We start from the raw sequence: 17837 nt of genomic DNA on the forward strand, positions 1-17837 counted from the left end.
AGGTTCGAAAGCGATCGAGGAGGTCATCCATGGAGCATCGACCAGACCAGAAGACGGCGGTGATCACCGGCGCCAGCGACGGCATTGGTGCGGCTGCAGCCCGGGAACTGGCGGGGCGTGGATGGCGGGTCGTGGTGGTGGGACGTAACCCCGAAAAGACGGCTGCCGTTGCCGGAAGCATAGGGGCTGACTGGTACACAGTGGACTTCTCCCGGCTTGAGGACGTGAGGCGGCTGGCCGCGGCTCTGCAGGACCGGTATCCACGGATCGATCTCCTGGCGAATAATGCGGGTGCCATATTGCGCCAGCGAACGGAGACCGAGGATGGCCATGAACTGACTTTCCAGGTGAACCACCTGGCGCCGTTCCTCCTGACTAATCTGCTGCTGGAACGGCTGCTGTCCTCCCAAGCGGTGGTCGTCAACACCTCCTCGGCCGCCAACAAGCTTTTCGCCCGCTTCGATGTGGAGGATCTGGAACTGCGCCGGCGCTACAGGCCGGAGCGGGCGTATGGAAACGCGAAACTCGCTAACATCCTCTTCACCACCGAGCTGGAGAGGCGTTTCGGAGACCAAGGTGTGCATTCCGCGGCCTTCCATCCAGGTGTCGTGGCCACTTCCTTCGCTGCGGGATCCACCTCGGCCATGCGGCATGTCTACGGCAGCGTCCTCAACCGGTTCCTGCTGAGCCCGGAGAATGGGGCGGACACGCTGGTGTGGCTGGCGACGACGTCGCCCGGTGAGGATTGGCTGCCGGGAGGCTACTACTCCAAGCGGCGGCTCACCACGGCGGCAAAGGCAGCCTATGATCCTGCTGCCTCGAGCCGCCTCTGGGAGCGCAGCCTGGAAATGACCGGGCTGGCCGGCTCCGGGAACGGGCACCGGATTCTGTAGACCGCGGCACAGCAGGGTGTGAATTGTGGCACCGTCCGTGCCGCGGGCCCGTGTTGGGCCGCGGAATCTTCCGTGGAGTGATCTGCGCCGCGCCCTAACCTAAAAAAATGAAGAACCTGCCTTTGGCGGCAGCGGGGTTCATGGCTGGAGCTGTGGCAGCCGGCACGCTGGCCGCAATACACAAAGACCCAAGACCATCGGCCTTTTTTATCCGCGGAGTTTTTTCCAGCGGGGGGCAAATGCGGCTGAGCACACTGCGCAAGCATGTCCCCGCGGGGGGAGTTCGGTCCCACCTCGGGTTGCCGTACCTCGGCAAGGCCAAGCGTCCCCGCCTAGATGTGTTCCTGCCGGAAAACGCCGGCGACCACCCGCTTCCCGTGGTTGTCTGGGTGCACGGGGGCGCGTGGATTTCCGGTTCCAAGGACAATGTGGCTCCCTATCTGGAAATCCTTGCTGCGCACGGGTACGCAGTGGTTGGTGTGGGGTACTCGATATCTCCGGAGGCCAACTACCCCCAGGCGGTGACGGAGCTGAACCGTGCGCTGGCCTATCTGCGTGAGCATGCGTCCACTTACCATCTGGATCCAGACCGGATTGTGCTGGCGGGCGATTCTGCCGGCGCCCAGCTGGCCGCCCAGCTCGGACTGATCATCACCGACCCGGAGTATGCCCGCCGCACCGGCGTCATCCCTGCTGCGGCGCCCGAGCACCTCCGCGGCATGCTGTTGTTCTGCGGTGTGTACGACCTGTTGACCATGGCGCGGCTGAAGGGCCCGCAGGGCTGGGGATTCCGGACTGCCCTTTGGGCGTACACGGGATCCAAGAACTGGGCCGGCACGCCGGCGGCTGAACACATGTCCATCCTGGAGCACGTTGGCCGGAACTTTCCGCCCACGTTTATCTCCGGAGGCAACGGCGACTACCTGACCGAACAGCAGTCCGAGCCCCTGGCGGACCGGCTGGAGGAACTCGGGGTACAGGTCGTGCGGCGCTTCTGGCCCAAGGATCATAAGCCGGCGCTGGGGCACGAATACCAATTCAAGCTGCAGCTTAGGGATGCCCGCCTGATACTTGCCGACACATTGAATTTCCTTGACACCGCCACCGGCGCCCAATCGGTTCCCATGCGCTCCGAGCTGGAGATTGCCGCGTAGGTCCCGGGCGCGGCGAGCCCCGGCGCACGCACCAAATACGGTGTGGCTTATGCACCATCTTCGATGGGGGGCTTAAACGAAACGGCGGCCCGCACCGTAGAGGTGCAGGCCGCCGTCTCTGGAATCAGGACTGCCAGATGTCGTCGCCGCGCAGCGTAGCGTCAGCGCCGCCGTCGCAGTAAATGGTCTGGCCTGCCAGATGCGTGTTCTCTTCGCCGGCCAGCCAGGCGAGCAGGCGGGCGATGACTACCGGCTCGGAGTGGCCGTTCAGCGGCATGGGAACTGACTCATCCACCATCTTGACGCCTTCCGGAGTCGCAAGCAGCTCGCGGGTCATGGCGGACAGGACGGTGCCGGGGGCAACGGCGTTGAGCGGAATCCCGTTACCGGCATACCGTTCGCTGATTGATTCCCGCCGTACCCAGCGGCTGAGCGCACGCTTGCTGGACGGGTAGTTGAGGTAGCCGATCTGAGGGCCCTGATCAGCAAGCTTCTGGCCGATCTGCCGTGCCATGGCTTCGTCGCCGGCAAGCAGGGCGTCCACCAGTTCGGGGGAATTCGGCTGCAGGGAGGCCATGGAGCTCACGACGACGGCGCGGGGAGCTTCGCTGCGCGCCAGGACCGGCGCGAGGTGGTCCAGGAACTCTGTGACGCCGAAGAAGTTAACGGAAACGGTCAGGGGGATAGGCGCAGAAATACCGGCGCAGGCGATTACTGCGTCCACATGGCCACCGGCAAGTTCAACCGCGCGGTCTGCGGCGATCTTCCGGCCTTCGGGGGTGCTGAGGTCTCCCTCGACGTCTGCGTTGCGCAGATCGACGCCGATGACGGTCTGGCCGCGCTCCTTCAACAGTTCAGCGGTGGCTGCGCCGATGCCGGAGGCGGATCCTGTGACGATATAAGTACGTGTTGTCATACTTCGAGCGTACTCCCGGTCTGGCAGTGGTATAGGGGGGGGTGCTGAGCTTCGCTTTAACGGCTCCTGGACGCTGAAAAGTGACCAAAAAGACACCTCTCGCCGATGCTAGGGCGAAGCGGCCAACGGCACGTCGGAACCAGCTGCGGCCAACGGCATCTTCGAACCGGCTAAGTCCGAACCGGCTAAGTCCGAACCGGCGGCCTCCGCCGGGGCGGAGCTGCCGCCGCAGCCGATAAGCGCCGCGCCCACCGCTGCCGCCGGAAAGCTGCGCGGGAGCAGGTTTACCTGCCGGGACAACTCGAGCGAAGCAACGAACTTCGACTCTGCGGCGGTCCTGTCCAGGCTTTGCCGGACGCCGGTGAGAAGCTGCGTCCCCAGCGCGGTCAGGCCGCCACCAATCACGACTGTTCCTACGCCTGCGGTGAGGGCCAGAATTCGGACGGCGGCAGCGGCCCCGTCGTAGAGATCGTTGAGCACCTTAATCGCCAACGGGTCTCCGTTTTCGGCGGCAGCGGCCAGGGCCAGTGCAGGGAGCGGCTCCGCTGATGGCCAGGAGCGGGAGATCGCCGAGCCGGATGCGAGGGTTTCGAGACATCCCCGCTGCCCACAGGGGCACAGCAGACCGTCCGGCCTGACTGGAATATGGCCGATTTCACCGGCTGCCCCGTTACTTCCACGCCAGATTGCCCCGTTGCTGACGAGGCCCGCGGCAAGACCGGTTCCGAGGTTGAGGTAGGCCATGAGCCCGCCGGTTTGAGCCGTCATGGTGCCGACCCACTTATGGGCTCCCAGCGCGGCAGCGTTAACGTCGTTGTCTATGTGCACCTCAGCGCCCATGTGGGCACTGAGTTCGGCGCGGAGTTCGAGGGTCTCAAACCCCAGGTTCACTGCGTGGGAGACAGTTCCTGTGCGGTGATCTACGTGTCCGGGGATACCGGCACCGATTGATTCGAATGCGTGGAAGGGCAGTCCGCAGGCATGGCGAACCTGTTCGGCTGCATCCATAGCGGACCTGACCACGGCCGTCGCACCGTATCCCGTTGACACCGTAACCCGGTGGACGACGTCGCCGTTGGCAACGGCAACTGCTTCCGTCTTCGTCCCGCCAATATCAATTCCGAGTCTCATGCCGCTCCCTGCGGAAGGCCGCCCATTAGCAGCCCAACCAGGGCGGTGCTGATGAGTTGGGAAGCACCGAAGGTGCAGGCATCCGCAACCGTACTGTCAGCCGACGGCCAGCCCATTTCAATGACCATTATGTCGATGTCCTGTTGACGCAGTTCGCTGATCAGTTCCATCCCTGGCTCGTTCAAATGAAGGTTCCGTCCCACCAGTGCCACCCTGGCCCCGGCAGGGATCGATGCCAGTTCCTGGCCCGGGCCCTGAATGGTATGCACCATCGTCGACGCATCAGGTGTGCTGTCCAGAGACGCCGGACCCCAGGGAACGTGGCCCACCGCCATGTTGGCCGGGCTGGAGAGCTGATAGAGCTGGAACGGCTGTGTGCTGTTGGCCAGCCATTTCCGGGCCCTGCTGTTCAGCTGGAAGGTCCCGGCGACGGTGGCGGCATCGGCAAGGGGCTGCGCTGGTGGGTTGGAGGGTTTATCCGCGGATTGAACAGCCCGGGGGAGACGGTCGAAGAGGGAGGCAGTTCTGCGCTGCGCATCCTCCAGACGGTCGATGCGAAGCTCACCAGTCTGGACGGCTGCACTGATCTGCGCAACGACCCGGTTGTACTCGTCTTCGCTTGTGTCAGAGCCCAGGCACAGCAAGTCACTTCCGGCCGCCAGGGCGCGGACGGCGGCAGCGGGGATACCGATGCTGCCGCTGGCTCCATGCATGTCCAGGGCGTCGGTGACGATGACGCCGGTGAAGCCGAGTTCCTCCCGCAGCAGGTCCTGGAGAATTGCTCTCGAGAACGTGGCGGGATTGTGTGCGTCGAGGGCTGGCACGAGGATATGGGACGTCATGATGGTTGCCGCTCCGGCGGCGATGGCGGCCCGGAAGGGTGCGAGTTCGCGTTCCAGGAGAACGTCCAGGGGCGCGTCGACGGTTGGCAGGGTCAGGTGTGAGTCCTGGGCCGTGTCTCCATGTCCCGGAAAGTGCTTGAGGCAGGCGGCCACACCAGTGGATTGAAGTCCCTGGACCCAGGCCGCGGAGTGGTTGGCGACCAGGCTGGCATCATCCCCGAAGCTGCGTACGCCAATGACGGGGTTGTTGGGGTTTGAATTGATATCGGCTGATGGGGCCAGATCCAGGTTGCACCCGGCACGGCGGAGATCGTGGCCTATTGCAGCTGCCGAGGCATAGGTTGCTGCGAGGTCGTCCAAGCGGCCAAGGACAGCGTTCCCCGGGTGGGGGGAGCCGGCGTCGTAGTAGAGCCGGGTAACATCCCCGCCTTCTTCGTCCAGGGTGATGACCGCAGCGGGATTTGCCCCGCGGATCGCACTGGTAAGTTCGCGTATTTGAGCGGCTGACTCGATGTTGCTGCCGAACAGGCAGACTCCGGCCAGTCCGTCCCGGAGTTCACGAATGAGCCATTCCGGCACGCTGGTCCCCGGGAAGCCGGGCAGCAGCGTGCCGATCACCGTTGAACGGATGGTCCGGTTCCCATCATTGAGGTTGACGATCATCCCTTAACTGCTCCTCCGACCAAGCCACTGCTCATCCGGCCCTGGACAAAGAGGAAGAAAATGATGACAGGCACGGCCACCAGTGTGGACGCTGCCATAACCTGGCCCCAATCCGTTTCCCGGCTGGAACTCGACTGCAGGAAGCCCCGCAGCCACAAGGGGATCGTTTTGCTTGAATCGCTTGTCATCACCACCAGTGCGACGGTGAACTCATTCCAGGCCTGCAGGAACGCATAGACACCGGAGGCAATAAGTCCCGGCGCGAGCAGCGGGAACGTGATCCGGAGAAAGGCCTGGGTACGCGTCAAACCGTCTACCATGGCCGCTTCCTCGAGCTCTGCTGGAATGCCGGCAACGAACCCCCGGAGCATCCAGATCGTAAAGGGGACAACGGCAGCGATGTAGAGAACGCTTATGCCTACTACTGAATTAAGCAGGTCCACGTTTGCCATCATCTTGTACTGGGCGATGAACAGTCCTTCGGCGGGCAGCATCTGCACCAGCAGGAGGGCCAGCACAAAGCTTTTCCTGCCACGGAAACGAAACCGGCTGATGGCCAAGGCGCCAAAAAACGCGAAAAGGAGGCAGCAGACGACAGTGATGGAGGTGACGGCCAGGCTGATCCCGAGCGCCGAGAAGAAGGTCCCGGAGGCAGTCACTGCCACAAAGTTATCCCAGGACCCACCTACGGGAAAGAAAGTTGGGGTTGCTGATTGCAGTGTCACGTTCGGAAGGAATGCGGAGTTGAGCATCCAATAGACGGGGAACGCCCACATGGCGGCCAGGAGAAGAGCTACGCCGCCCCAGATCCATGAAGAGATCCAGGGGCGCCGCCGCCGGGTAGTTCCGGAGAGCACACTCATGCCGCACCGTCCTCTCGAATCATTCGGCGCACATAAAACCAGCTGATGCTGATGGTGAGCACGAGCATAAAAATGGATACTGCGCTGGACATGCCGAAATCTCCGGCACCCGTCCCCAGCTGGTGGATATAAGTGCCCAGAAGATTTGTTTCACTGGGAACGGAGCCCACATCCTGGAGCAGCCTGATTTGGGTGAAGACCCTGAGGTCCCAAATGACCTGAAGGAGCATCACGATGGCCAGGACCGGCCGGATCATGGGAAGCATGATGTGGATGAGCCGCTGCCAGCCCGTTGCCCCGTCCAATTGAGCCGCTTCCAGTACCTCGTCAGATACCTGGGTCAGCCCGGCATAAACGCTGAAAGCAACAAAAGGCACACTCATCCAGGTCACGATGATCAGTGCGACGAGATAGAAGGTCAGGGGAGCGGCCAGCCAGTTGTATCCCTGGAAGTCGAGTCCTGCCTCGGTAAGCACCCAGTTCACGATGCTGCGCCGCCAGTCGAAGAGCCAGATCCAAACCGTCATTGCAGCGACAACGGGCATGGCCCATGCCAGCAGCAGAGCGATCTGCAGAATGTTCCTGACGACTTTGTTAACCCGGTTCATCAGCAGGGCCAGACCGATGCCGATTGCCATGGTGGCGCCGGCGCTTGCTACGCAGAAGAGCAGGGAGCGGGCCACCACCGCCCAGGTGTAGCTGTCGGATAGCAGTTCGATGTAGTTCTGCAGGCCAACAAACTTAGGGGGCTGTCCGAACTGCTGGGCGAGGCCGAATTCCTGCAGGGAGGTCAGGATCTGCCAGGTGAGGGGATACCCCAGGGCGGCCACAAGGACCAGAACAGCGGGGATCAGCAGAATATAGGGGGCGGACCGGCCGCGTCGTTTCCTTCGGCGGGTACGCGGCGCTGCAGCTGCATCCGGTGTGGCTGCACGATCCGATGTGGCAACAGGCGGGGTATGGGTGGCCGTCACAAACCTGCCTCCTTCTAAGTTCGATGGAAAAGGGGCGCGGTGCCGGGAGATTCCCGGCACCGCGCGGTAATGCTGTTAGCTCTTGCTGTTCAGCATGGGAGTGATTTTCGCGTCGTACTCTTCGGCCAGGGACAACAGATCGTCGGTTGTGGCGATCTTGCCGAAGAACTCTTCGAGGATCGAAGCGCCTTCCACCGCGGCCCAGCCGGGTGCAGCGGGGGTCAGCTTGGAGTTGGATGCGGCCTCGATTGCTGTCTTGGCGAACTGGTCGTCACCGAGGCTTGTGACGTACTCCTGGTTGGCCGGGCCGAGGCCGGCTTCACCGAGCATGGTCTGGTATTCCTCGGAGAAGATGATCCGTAGGAGTTCCTTCGACAGGTCCTGGTTCTTGGACGCTGCGGAAATGCCGATGTTCGAGCCGCCAGCGAATACCGGAGCCGGCTTGCCGTCGTTGCCCGGAAGTGCGAAGGCGCCAAACGTTTCATCGTTCCAGGTCCGGACGGGCTTGCCGTCCTCGCCCGTGGTCAGATCGCCGATGGATCCGTTGGCCCATCCCGGGGCCATGATCGTGGCTGCACCAAGGGACGTTGTCCCGGTGGCGTTGCCGTCTTCATCAAGGATTTCATCGGCGTCGTTGATGTAGAGCCAGGGGGTCACGTCCTTGGCGTCAGCGGGTGCCTTCGACGCGTTCCGGTAGATTTCCTGCAGCTGGGTCAGGCCGGTGATCGTATTGGGGTCGGAGAGAGTGGAGACCCACTTGTCGCCTTCCTTCTTGGCCAGTTCCCCGTCGTTGGCGAACACCCAGGAAATTCCATTACGCCAGTCCTGGCCGCCCAGGAAGAACCCGGAGAAGTTCTCGATCCCGCGGGGGTTGGCACTGGCAATCTTCTGTACGGCCGCATTGAACTCGTCGAGCGTCTTGGGCTGCTCGACGCCGGCCTCGCTCCACAGGTCCTTCCGCTGGAACATGTAGCGGGAGCCGAAGTAGTAGGGCAGCGTGTAGTTGGCGCCTTCCACGGCCCCGACTTCGACGAAGGACTGGAGGAGATTGTCGCCACCGAGTTCGTCGTACATATCCGAGATATCCGCGAAGGCCCCTACGTTGGTGAAGGTGGGGGACTGGGTGTTGCCCAGTTCCACGACGTCGGGGGTGTTGTTCTCGTCAGGCAGTGCGGTCGTGAGCTTCGTGACGATGTCGCCCCAGGACTGTTCCTCGATGACCAGCTTCGAACCGGTCTTTTCCTCGAAGGTCGTCTTCAGGTAATCCCGCAGATCGTCGTTGGTGTCACCTCCTGCAAGCCACAGCGTGATTTCCTTGCTGCTGTCTGCGGCACCATCGTTGGTGGACTTGGGTTCTGAGCCCCCGGAACCACAAGCCGCGAGCATCAGCGCCGATGCCGTGGCCAGAGCCAAAACTTTGTATGGTTTTTTCATTTGAAGCTTCCCTTTCGTCATTGAAATACCGGGCATCCAAACGGTTGAATACCCGGGTCAGGCAACTCCAAGTTGCGCTGAAAGGACCATCACTGCGGCTCCGCGCAGGACGATGTCCTGGCCCTGGGTGGACCTCCGGAAGCTCACGTCACTGGTAAATTCGGCCAGTGTCCGCTCCTGGAGTGTTTCGGCGGCCGCACTGAGCAGTGGGCCGTCAAAAAGGTGGGGCGGCCCGCTGAGTACGACCTCTGAGAGGTTCAGCGCTCCGACTATTGGGGCAAGGGCAATGCCGAGGCGCTGACCCGCCTCGATCAGCACGGTGTCATGCTGGGCACCGGTCTTACCCGATAACGCGGCTTCGAGATTGGGAACAGAGAGCCAGGTTTCGAGGCATCCGGTCTTTCCACAGACACAGCGGGCTCCACCATCTGTCCCCACTGTGACGTGCCCGATCTCACCCGCGGCAAAGCGGCTGCCCAGCAGGGGGCGGCCACCGACCACAAGGCCTGAGCCCACGCCGCGGCCAATTTTGATCAGCATGAGGTCATTCGAGGAATTCGAAAAAGTGCTTTCAGCCATCACGGCCGCGTTCGCGTCATTAGCCACCGTGACTGGCAGGCCCGCGGCTGCGGAGAGGACACTTCTCAGGTCAAGTCCGAACCAGCCCAGGTTGGGGGAGGTTTGGACGACGCCGTGGGCGTCGACGATGCCTGGAGTACCTACCCCGACGCCAAGAACGGGAGCAGTAGCCAGCTTGAGGGTCCGTTGAAGGAGCTGAACCGTTTCCTCGACGGTACCTTCCCCGGTTTGGGCAGCCCGCTCAATCTCGCAGCGGCTGAGGACGTTGCCATCGAGGTCCAGGACGGCGCCCCGGAACACGGCATGCTCGGCCAGGTCGAGGCTGACAATCTGCAGTCCGTCACGGTTGATATCAACGAGCATCGCCGGCTTGCCCGGCCGGGAACCTTCGCGGTGCCCACGTTCAACGACGTACCCGTTGGTGATGAGCTCAGCCACGAGGTCAGAGGCAGTGACCCGGGTGAAGCCGAGTTCCCTGGCCAGATCCGCCCGGCTCAGCTCTCCGGCCCGGTAAAGGGTCTGAAGCACGAGCGCCAGGTTATGGCTCCGGGCGTGCCCGGGCAGTGCCCTCGATTCGGGCTGGAAACCGGGACGGGAGAGCATCGAGGAGGCCGCTCCGGCCGCCGTGGAGTCAACCTTGGTTTCAGGGAATCGCGCCAACATGTTTGAAAGTATGGTTTACAAACAAACTATTGGCAAGAGCTAATTTTCCGATTTTTTGGGCGGACAGAAGCTCGGCGTCAGCCTCCAAGGCGCTGACGTCCTGGAGCCCCCGTGTGGCACGCAACTGTGGCCCTCGGCATGAAAGGGGGTCCCGTCGTCGCGGCCTCAGGCCCTATTAACCGTCTTCTGACAGGTACGTCCGTGCTCGTTCGATGAACCAGTCAACGGCCTCAGGGTTGGCGAGTGACCCGCGATTGATGGCCGTGTCGGGGCTGTGACCGGTGAAGAGTTTCTTGACCGGCACCTCGATTTTTTTCAGGGCGTGCGTTACTGGCACGGCAGGCACGGCAATGACGTCGTCCGGGACATGGCGGGCCGACGTTAGTTGGCGGATGGTGGCGTTGATCCTCTCCCGTAGTTCTTCGGTCAGCTGGCATCCGGGGGCCAGGGCAACGAAGAGCGGCATGTAGTAGCCGCCGTTTCCTTGCTCGACGCCGATGATCATCGATTCGATTACTTCGGGCACGTGCTGCAATGCCGCATAGATGTCTGCACTGCCGAGGCGGACTCCGGAGCGGTTCAGTGTGGCATCGGATCGGCCGTGCACGGCGAAGCTGCCCGCGGGGGTTTCGGTGATCCAGTCGCCCTGGGTCCAGGCGCCGGGGAACTTTTCAAAATAGGAAGCCCGGTACCGAGCCCCTGTCTCATCGCCCCAGAAGGCCACCGGCATGGACGGCATGGGGCGTGTGATGACCATTTCTCCCACCTCTCCAACGACCCGTTGACCGGCGTCGGACCAGGCTTCGACAGCCACACCCAGCAGGGGGCCCTGGAGCTCGCCGAGGTGAACCGGTTCCAGCGGGTTTGATCCGATAAAACCGCTGCAAATGTCGGTTCCGCCCGTGTCGGATCCGAGATGGACGTCCTGCTTGACGTGACCGTGGACCCACAGCCAGGTGGAATCGGGTAGCGGGGAACCGGTGGAGAGGACGGAGCGCAATTTCGAAAGATCCCAGGACTGGCCCGGTTCCAGACCTGACTTTTCGACAAGCGAAAGGTAAGCGGCGCCCGTGGCGAACATCGTTGCCCCGGTCCGGGCGATGATCTCAAACTGACGGTCTTTCCGCCCGTACATGGGGGAGCCGGCGTAGGTCACCACGGAGGCACCCGACATCAGATTGTTGACCAGGGTGTTCCAGACCATCCACGACGTATTTGCGGCGACGTAATAGCGTTCCCCGGGGCCCATGTCCTGGTTCAGGCCGGTTCCCTTGAGGGCTTCGAGGGTCATTCCGCCATGGCCGTGGACGATCCCCTTCGGGGCGCCGGTGGTGCCGGAGGAGAAGAGGACCCAGAGCGGATGATCGAAAGGCACCCGTGCGTAGCCGGGCTCGGCGGGGTCTGCGAGCAGGGACGCGAAGTCGAGCCGCCCGGTCGGGGCGCCTGCTGGTACGTCGGTGTTCCTCAGGAGGATGGTGTGTTCCAGCCCGGGCAGCCCCGCTTCGACGTCGGCGAGGTGCTGGAGCCGGTCGAAGTCCTTTCCATTGAACCTGTAGCCGTCGACGCCGATGAGCAGCTTGGGTTCGAGCTGGCGCAGGCGCTCCAGGGTTGCCGCGGCGGAGAGGTCTGGTGAGTTGATGGTCCAGACGGCTCCGATGGCGGCCGTTGCCAGCAGCCCGATGATCGCCTCCGGGACATTTGGGAGCACAGCGGCAACGCGGTCTCCGGATTCAATGCCGAGGCTCCTTAGGTGCGCCGCCAGCGACGAGACCTGTGCTTGGAGTTGGTGCCAGGTCAGCTCGGTTACAGAGTCGTCTTCCTGGATGGTGAGAATTGCCGTGCGCTCGGCCAGATCCGGATCCAGGGCATGACGCAGCACGTTCTCGGCAAAGTTCAGCTTCGCGTTGGGGTACCACACCGCTCCGGGCATCCGTTCTTCGGTCAGCGCCGGCCCGTCGAAGCCATCACCCAGCACATTGAAGTACTCGCGCACGGCGTCCCAGAATTCCGGGAGGTCATCGACTGACCAATGCCAGACGGCCCGGTAGTCGCTCAGGCTGACGTCCCGGCGTGAGGCTGCCCAGCCCATAAAATCCCAGAGCCGTGAAGCTTGTTGCTGCTCGGCCGTGGGCCTCCAGGTCACCGGGCGGCGTCCGGCGAGCGCGCTTTGTGTCGACATCCTTGTCCTTCTAATCGTGTATTTGCAGTGGGGGGCTTGCTGCCACGTCATCCCAGGTGCGCGGGTGTGTCCTCGGAAACGAGGGAAAGCAGCTCCACCAGACCCAGGAGGCTGTCGACCACGAAGTCGGGCTTCTGCTCCGCGGAAGTGGCCGCCGCATCAGCGGTGGAGTGCGTTCCGGTGGTCACCAGGGCGCCGAGCGCACCGGCGGTGCGGGCCATCCTGCACTCGAGGGTGAGGTCGTCGCCAATGATGAGCGTCTGGGACGGCGGCACCCCCAGCCTGTCGGTGAGGACAGCAATTGCCTCTACGGAGGGCTTGCCGAGGACCCGGTACGGCCGGCCGGTGACGTGGCTGAGGCCGGCGGCGATGAAGCCTGAAACACCCACGTTCAGGCGCTGCGTGGAGGCAAAAGAGGGTGCGTCGGAGGTGCAGTAGATTTCTGCGCCGGCCAGCACAGCCTCCGCTGCGGTTTGGATTTTGTCCTTGCCGAAGTCGGTGTCCCAACCGATGATCACTGCGGCCGCGTTCGTGGGCTCGCCAGCAATAGCCCGGTCATGGTCGACGAGGTTCAGGCCGCGGCGCTCAAAGTCGTGCTGGACGCCGTTCCCGCCGAAGACGAGGAGCGGCCGGTCCTGGTAGAGGGTCTGCATGGTTTCCGCCGCCACAACGGCGGGGGTGAGTACTTCGTCGTCGAGGACATCGAGCCCGTGGGACCTGAGGGATGCGCCGATCTGCGCCGGTGTCTGCATGGATCCGTTGGTGAATACAGCCATGCTGCGGCCGGTCTGGCGGACGATTTCGATGGCTTCCCGCGCGCCGGGGAGGGCGTTGCCGCCGTGTCCGCTGGGCCCGTCTGAGAGGACCAGGCAGCCGTCGATATCAAACATGACACCCTGGACTTTCGCAAGGCGGTTCCGTAGTTCGGCCAGGTTCATTGGGTTCCTCCGGTTTGTATGCGCCGCAGTTCGACTTTTTCGCTGCCGCGGCTGACGGCCAGGTATTTCCACTTGGGAAGCAGGTTGGCCGCCCTGATAAATTCCGCGGCATTGGTGACCGGTTCCGCGGCCCGGCGGCCAGCGTCCGGCACCCACTTGGGTGCGGGGCCCGTGGCGAGCATGGTGTCGATCTGGTCTCCCGGGAGCACCATCCGGAGCAGCAGTTCCTCCTCGGTGAGCTGCCGGCCGAATTTGCGGCCGTACTCCTCGTGGAGTTCGGCCAGGGACCGCTCTGCCGTGGGCTCGGCCATGTCCTTGGCCCGGGGGAGCTGGGATACCTTTTCCAGTACCTCGGGAGCAATTTCCCCTTGCGGAGTACCGAAGTTGCCGAGGACAAACCTGAGCACCTCGTCGGGGATACGGCTGTATCGGTCCTGGCCCGTTTTTTCGGCGAGGACGTTCATAAGTGCCTGGCTGCCAACGAACTGGCTGAACGGGGTGACCATGATGGGGTAGCCGAGGTCGGCCCGGACGCGCCCGGCCTCCTCGATGACCGCCGGAAGCTCATCGAGCATTCGCAGTTCTCCGAGCTGACGCTTGAGTGTGGACATCATGCCGCCGGGAACCTGGTGCACATGGGGGCTGAGATCGTATTCGGTGGGGACACCGGCCGGCAGGCCTTGGGACTTGGCGATTGCGTGGAGGATACTGGCTGCGGCCGCGGCAGCTTCGCGGTTGGCTTGGACCGGGATGCCGAGGGCATCCAGGTTGCCCACAAGGTTCTCCAAGCCAGGCTGGGCAGTGCCGTTGGACAGCGGGCCCAGCCCGGTATGGAGCACATCGACGCCCAGTTCGGCGGCAACAAGGTACAGCTGGGAGGCGGCACCCGTGGTGCAATGGCTGTGCAGCTCAAGGGTCTTGGTCCCCGCCGCCGCCCTAATGCCGGGAACGAGTTGCCGGGTTCGTTCCACGGTGAGCAGTCCGCCCGGATCCTTGATGTAGACGGCGTCGACATATTTGCTGGCGCTGCAGAGACTGGCGTTCCTGCCGTAGCTTGCGTCGGTGTGGACGGGGCTTTCGGTGAAGGTCACAGCCGCAACAACCTGTTCAATCCCTTCCTCTTTCGCCCATTGGGCCACCCGCAGGAGGGATCCGACGTCGTTCATGGGTTCGGCGATCTGGAGCCGGCGTATTCCGTGGGAGGCCAGCAGCCGCAGTGCCATGCGCATCACGGTTTCTGAGGCCTTGTCCCAGGACATAAAGCGCATACCGGTGGTGATGGCCGACAGCGGTGTGGCGGGCATGGCCTCGCGCATGCGGGAGATGCGTTCCCAGGGGTTTTCGCGGTGCCACTTCACCCCCACGGACAGGTTGGTTGAGCTGGTGAAGTCGATGGCGTCGTAGCCAACCTGGTCAAGCAGCGGGCCTACTGCCTCCACCATTCCGGTGGTTAGTCCGGTGGCACCCCAGAGGCTTTGGTTGCCGTCGCGCAGGCTGGTGTCCACCAACCGGATGGTTCTTCGCGGTTTCGCGGGCTGGGGGTGAACGTCAGCCCGTGTTTGCGGCGTTGCGGTCGCGGTCATTTGACGGCCTCCTTCAGGTGGGCGTTTCGCTGTTCCCAGGCGGGCGCAAACCAGGAGGTACTGACCCCTCCGTGGATGAATTCGGGGTGGGACAGGACAAACTCGTGCAGGGGAAGTGTGGTTTTGACCCCCGCCAGGACGACTGTTGCGGCACCGGAGCGAAGGGCCTCGACGGCGGCGCTGCGACTGTGGGCTCGCACTATCAGCTTCGCCATAAGGCTGTCGTAATAGGGCGGGAAGGCGTACCCCGCCTGGACATGGGTATCGACCCGGATGCCGGGGCCGCTGGGCCAGCGCACATCGGTGATTAGTCCGGGGTTCGGGCGGAAACCATTGTCGGGGTCCTCGGCGTTGATGCGCACTTCGATGGCGACCGCCGGCGGGACGGGAGGCACATCGGGGAGCTGCGGGTCCTGGCCGAGGGCGAGGCGTAGCTGGGCGGCAACGAGGTCGATTCCGAAGGCTTCTTCGGTGACGGGGTGCTCCACCTGGATGCGGGCGTTCATCTCCAGGAAAACGACGTCCTCGGATTCGGTGTCGACGAGGAATTCGACCGTTCCGGCACCGCGGTACTGCAGCGCGCGAACGAGTGCCCGGGATGCCTCGTGCAGCAGCGACCGGCGGGACTCCGAGAGTCCGGGAGCGGGGCATTCTTCGATGAGTTTCTGGTGCCTCCGCTGGACGGAGCAGTCACGGTCCCCGAATATCTGGACACCGCCCTTCCCGTCGCCGAACACCTGGACTTCCACGTGGCGGGCCGCAGGGTAGAAGCGCTCGAGGTAGAGGGAACCGTTTCCGAACGCCGACTGGGCCTCCGCCGCTGCCTGGGGTGCGAGCTCTGCTAATTCAGCGGAATTGCGCACCAGGCGGATGCCGCGGCCGCCGCCACCGTGTACGGCTTTGATCAACAGCGGGTATCCGAGGGAGTCGCCGAGTTCCGCAGCGGAGGCCGGGTCATCGATTTCAACGGCAACGGCCACCGGAACTCCGGCAGCGACGGCGACGCGTCGTGCACTGCTTTTATCGCCGACGGCACGCAGAGTCTCCGGGCGTGGGCCGGCGAAGGCAATCTCCTCCGCTTCGAGGAGCTCGGCGAGCTCGGGTTGTTCACTGAGGAACCCGTAGCCGGGGTGGACCACGTCCGCTCCTGCGTGAACGGCGGCTTCGGCGATGTACTCGGGCCGGAGATAGGACCGGCCGGCCTGCGCGGGTCCGATGACAACGACCCGGTCCGCCAGACGCGCGGCAAGCGAATCGGAATCGGCGGCGCTAGCGGCCAGGACCGGGCTTGCGCCAATCCGGCGGGCTGCGGCGATGACACGCACGGCGATCTCACCCCGGTTGGCCACGAGGACTACGGCCCTCTTCTTGTGCGGCGCGTTCACGGCGAGCCTTCTTCGGCGACCGTGGCCAGGGGTTGGCCAAACTCGACCTGGGCGTTGTCCGCAGCCAGGAACTCGGTCAAGATTCCGGCAGCGCCAGCCGTGACCGGGTTCATCAGTTTCATAACCTCGATAATCCCGATGGTGGTGTCAGCAGCAACGGTGGACCCGGGCTCGACGAAGGGCGGGGCGCCGGGGGAGGGGCTGCGGTAGAAGACGCCGATAATCGGGGCGGTCACAACGGTGCTGTTGGAGGCGTGCTCCGCAGGATCTGGGGCAGATGGGCTTGCCGGCAGGTGTTCGGCGGCGGCAGGTGCCGCTGCCGGCGCGGGGGCCGGCTGCACGGAGGACTGTGGCTGTGTCACGGCCGCCGGCGCGGCTAGGGGGATGTCAGCCGAGCGTGAGAGGCGGACGGAGGCGCCGCCGAAGTCCACGGACGCGGATTCGAAGGCGCCCTCGTCTAACTGGGTGACGAGATCGAGAACGTCCTGCCAGGTTGGTGTGGACGGGGTGCTCATTTGGTGTCGCCTTTCGTTGCGGCGGCGACGAACCCAAGCAGGTTGGACGTTGCCGTGGTGGTCTGTTTACTCTTCTCTTCCTTGCGCTTTTTCCAATTGGTTTCCGGGCGCGACTGGAGCAGCATGACCTTGGGACTCCCATCGGCGTTATGCTCCAGTGCCCATTCGATGTCCTGCGGGCAGCCGTAGTGGTTCTCGACGCGCAGGGCGATCTCGGCCAGCTGCAGCACTTCCGCTTCGCTGAGGCAGGCCACGTCGCGGCGGGTTTCCTCCACACCGCGGAACTCGACGCCCGTGCCGGCCGGCGCGGGTACATATTCATGGGTTTTAGAGGCGATGCGGGTCTTGGTCAGGGTGGGGCCGATCTTGGTCAGCCAGTATTCGTCTGGGGTCACTTCACCGGAGACGACGGACTGGCCAAGCCCCCAGCTGGCATTGATGGCGATGATGGATCGGTCACCGGTGCGCGGGCTGACTGTGAAGGTGACACCGGCGACGTCGGCGTGGGCCATCAGCTGAACAGCGACGGAAATCTTTGAGGCTTCAGCGGCCTCGGTGGCGGACATGCCGGAGCGGTAGGCGATGGCCTGCGGCGTGTACAGGCTGGCCCAGCATTCCCGGACCTTGGCGACCACGTCGTCTTCGCCCACGACCCACAGATAAGTTTCCTGCTGGCCGGCGAAGCTGGCGGCGTCGCCGTCTTCGTCCGTGGCCGAAGAACGCACCGCGACCGGCGCGCCCCCTGGGTCGCCGGTTCCGCGCCGTTCCAGGGTTTCCAGTGAGAGCTGCAGATACGATTCCCGGATCTCGCGCTCGATGGCCGGTGGCAGCTCGCGGCCCAGGACCAGGGCGACGGCGTCGTCGTGCGCCTGCTGCAGGGAAGCGTTGTTCTGGGCGTCTGCCCCCAGCACGATCCGCAGGAGCTGCTCACGGAGGTCCGAGGCGTCACGGTAGTCCTCGTAGGCGTCCACCGTGACGGCGAAGCCATCGGGTACGGGCAACCCGGCCCGGACCAGCTCACCCAGGCTGGCGCACTTGCCGCCGACCAGCGGCCGATCGGTTCCGCTGAGCTCGTTGAATTTCCTTGTGTACTTTCCCACGGTGTTCTTCCTTCTGGGGTAACGG

At 63.8% G+C, this 17837-nt stretch carries 15 protein-coding genes; 2 read left to right on the forward strand and 13 right to left on the reverse strand.

Annotation, left to right across the window (positions count from 1 at the left end; all coding sequences use genetic code 11):
• Positions 1-29: 29 nt before the first annotated feature.
• The gene (locus RTN46_RS03670) at positions 30-893 is read left to right on the forward strand and encodes an SDR family NAD(P)-dependent oxidoreductase (protein ID WP_312179097.1); all 864 of its coding nucleotides are present in this window, start codon (positions 30-32) and stop codon (positions 891-893) included.
• 239 nt (positions 894-1132) lie between these two features.
• A complete protein-coding gene (locus RTN46_RS03675; RefSeq protein WP_312179098.1) occupies positions 1133-2047 on the forward strand; it encodes an alpha/beta hydrolase in 915 nt (304 codons plus the stop codon).
• Positions 2048-2171: 124 nt separating this feature from the next.
• Here the strand turns inward: RTN46_RS03675 and RTN46_RS03680 are convergent, their stop codons facing one another.
• The 13 genes from RTN46_RS03680 to RTN46_RS03740 all read right to left on the reverse strand — a co-directional run bounded on the left by RTN46_RS03680 (position 2172) and on the right by RTN46_RS03740 (position 17812).
• Positions 2172-2963, reverse strand: a complete 792-nt coding sequence (locus tag RTN46_RS03680) for an SDR family oxidoreductase (protein WP_312179100.1) — start codon at positions 2961-2963, stop codon at positions 2172-2174.
• Positions 2964-3071: 108 nt separating this feature from the next.
• Positions 3072-4094, reverse strand: a complete 1023-nt coding sequence (locus RTN46_RS03685; RefSeq protein WP_312179102.1) for an ROK family protein — start codon at positions 4092-4094, stop codon at positions 3072-3074.
• Entirely contained in the window at positions 4091-5599 is a 1509-nt protein-coding gene (locus RTN46_RS03690) for a glycoside hydrolase family 3 N-terminal domain-containing protein (RefSeq protein WP_312179103.1), read from the reverse strand. The genes RTN46_RS03685 and RTN46_RS03690 overlap by 4 nt, the downstream gene beginning before the upstream one ends.
• Positions 5596-6462: a carbohydrate ABC transporter permease gene (locus tag RTN46_RS03695; protein ID WP_312179104.1), complete on the reverse strand. Its 867-nt coding sequence runs from the start codon at positions 6460-6462 to the stop codon at positions 5596-5598. The genes RTN46_RS03690 and RTN46_RS03695 overlap by 4 nt, the downstream gene beginning before the upstream one ends.
• On the reverse strand, positions 6459-7436 hold the full coding sequence (locus RTN46_RS03700) for a sugar ABC transporter permease (RefSeq protein WP_312179105.1): 978 nt from the start codon (positions 7434-7436) through the stop codon (positions 6459-6461). The genes RTN46_RS03695 and RTN46_RS03700 overlap by 4 nt, the downstream gene beginning before the upstream one ends.
• 75 nt (positions 7437-7511) lie before the next feature.
• Positions 7512-8870, reverse strand: coding sequence for an extracellular solute-binding protein (locus tag RTN46_RS03705; RefSeq protein ID WP_312179106.1), 1359 nt, complete (start codon positions 8868-8870; stop codon positions 7512-7514).
• Positions 8871-8927: 57 nt separating this feature from the next.
• Positions 8928-10112, reverse strand: coding sequence for an ROK family transcriptional regulator (locus RTN46_RS03710; RefSeq protein ID WP_312179107.1), 1185 nt, complete (start codon positions 10110-10112; stop codon positions 8928-8930).
• 175 nt (positions 10113-10287) lie between these two features.
• Positions 10288-12291, reverse strand: a complete 2004-nt coding sequence (locus tag RTN46_RS03715) for an acetoacetate--CoA ligase (RefSeq protein ID WP_312179108.1) — start codon at positions 12289-12291, stop codon at positions 10288-10290.
• A gap of 47 nt (positions 12292-12338) precedes the next feature.
• Entirely contained in the window at positions 12339-13229 is an 891-nt protein-coding gene (locus tag RTN46_RS03720) for an HAD hydrolase-like protein (RefSeq protein WP_312179110.1), read from the reverse strand.
• The gene (locus RTN46_RS03725; protein ID WP_312179112.1) at positions 13226-14812 is read right to left on the reverse strand and encodes a pyruvate/oxaloacetate carboxyltransferase; all 1587 of its coding nucleotides are present in this window, start codon (positions 14810-14812) and stop codon (positions 13226-13228) included. Before RTN46_RS03725 ends, RTN46_RS03720 begins: the two co-directional genes overlap by 4 nt.
• Complete coding sequence (locus RTN46_RS03730; protein WP_312179114.1) at positions 14809-16197, reverse strand: biotin carboxylase N-terminal domain-containing protein; 1389 nt, start codon at positions 16195-16197, stop codon at positions 14809-14811. Before RTN46_RS03730 ends, RTN46_RS03725 begins: the two co-directional genes overlap by 4 nt.
• The gene (locus RTN46_RS03735; RefSeq protein ID WP_312179116.1) at positions 16194-16712 is read right to left on the reverse strand and encodes a biotin/lipoyl-containing protein; all 519 of its coding nucleotides are present in this window, start codon (positions 16710-16712) and stop codon (positions 16194-16196) included. Before RTN46_RS03735 ends, RTN46_RS03730 begins: the two co-directional genes overlap by 4 nt.
• Positions 16709-17812, reverse strand: a complete 1104-nt coding sequence (locus tag RTN46_RS03740; RefSeq protein WP_312179117.1) for a PEP/pyruvate-binding domain-containing protein — start codon at positions 17810-17812, stop codon at positions 16709-16711. The genes RTN46_RS03735 and RTN46_RS03740 overlap by 4 nt, the downstream gene beginning before the upstream one ends.
• Positions 17813-17837: the final 25 nt, after the last annotated feature.

This window comes from Arthrobacter sp., assembly GCF_031988865.1.
In the GTDB taxonomy this organism is placed as follows: Bacteria; Actinomycetota; Actinomycetes; order Actinomycetales; family Micrococcaceae; genus Arthrobacter_B.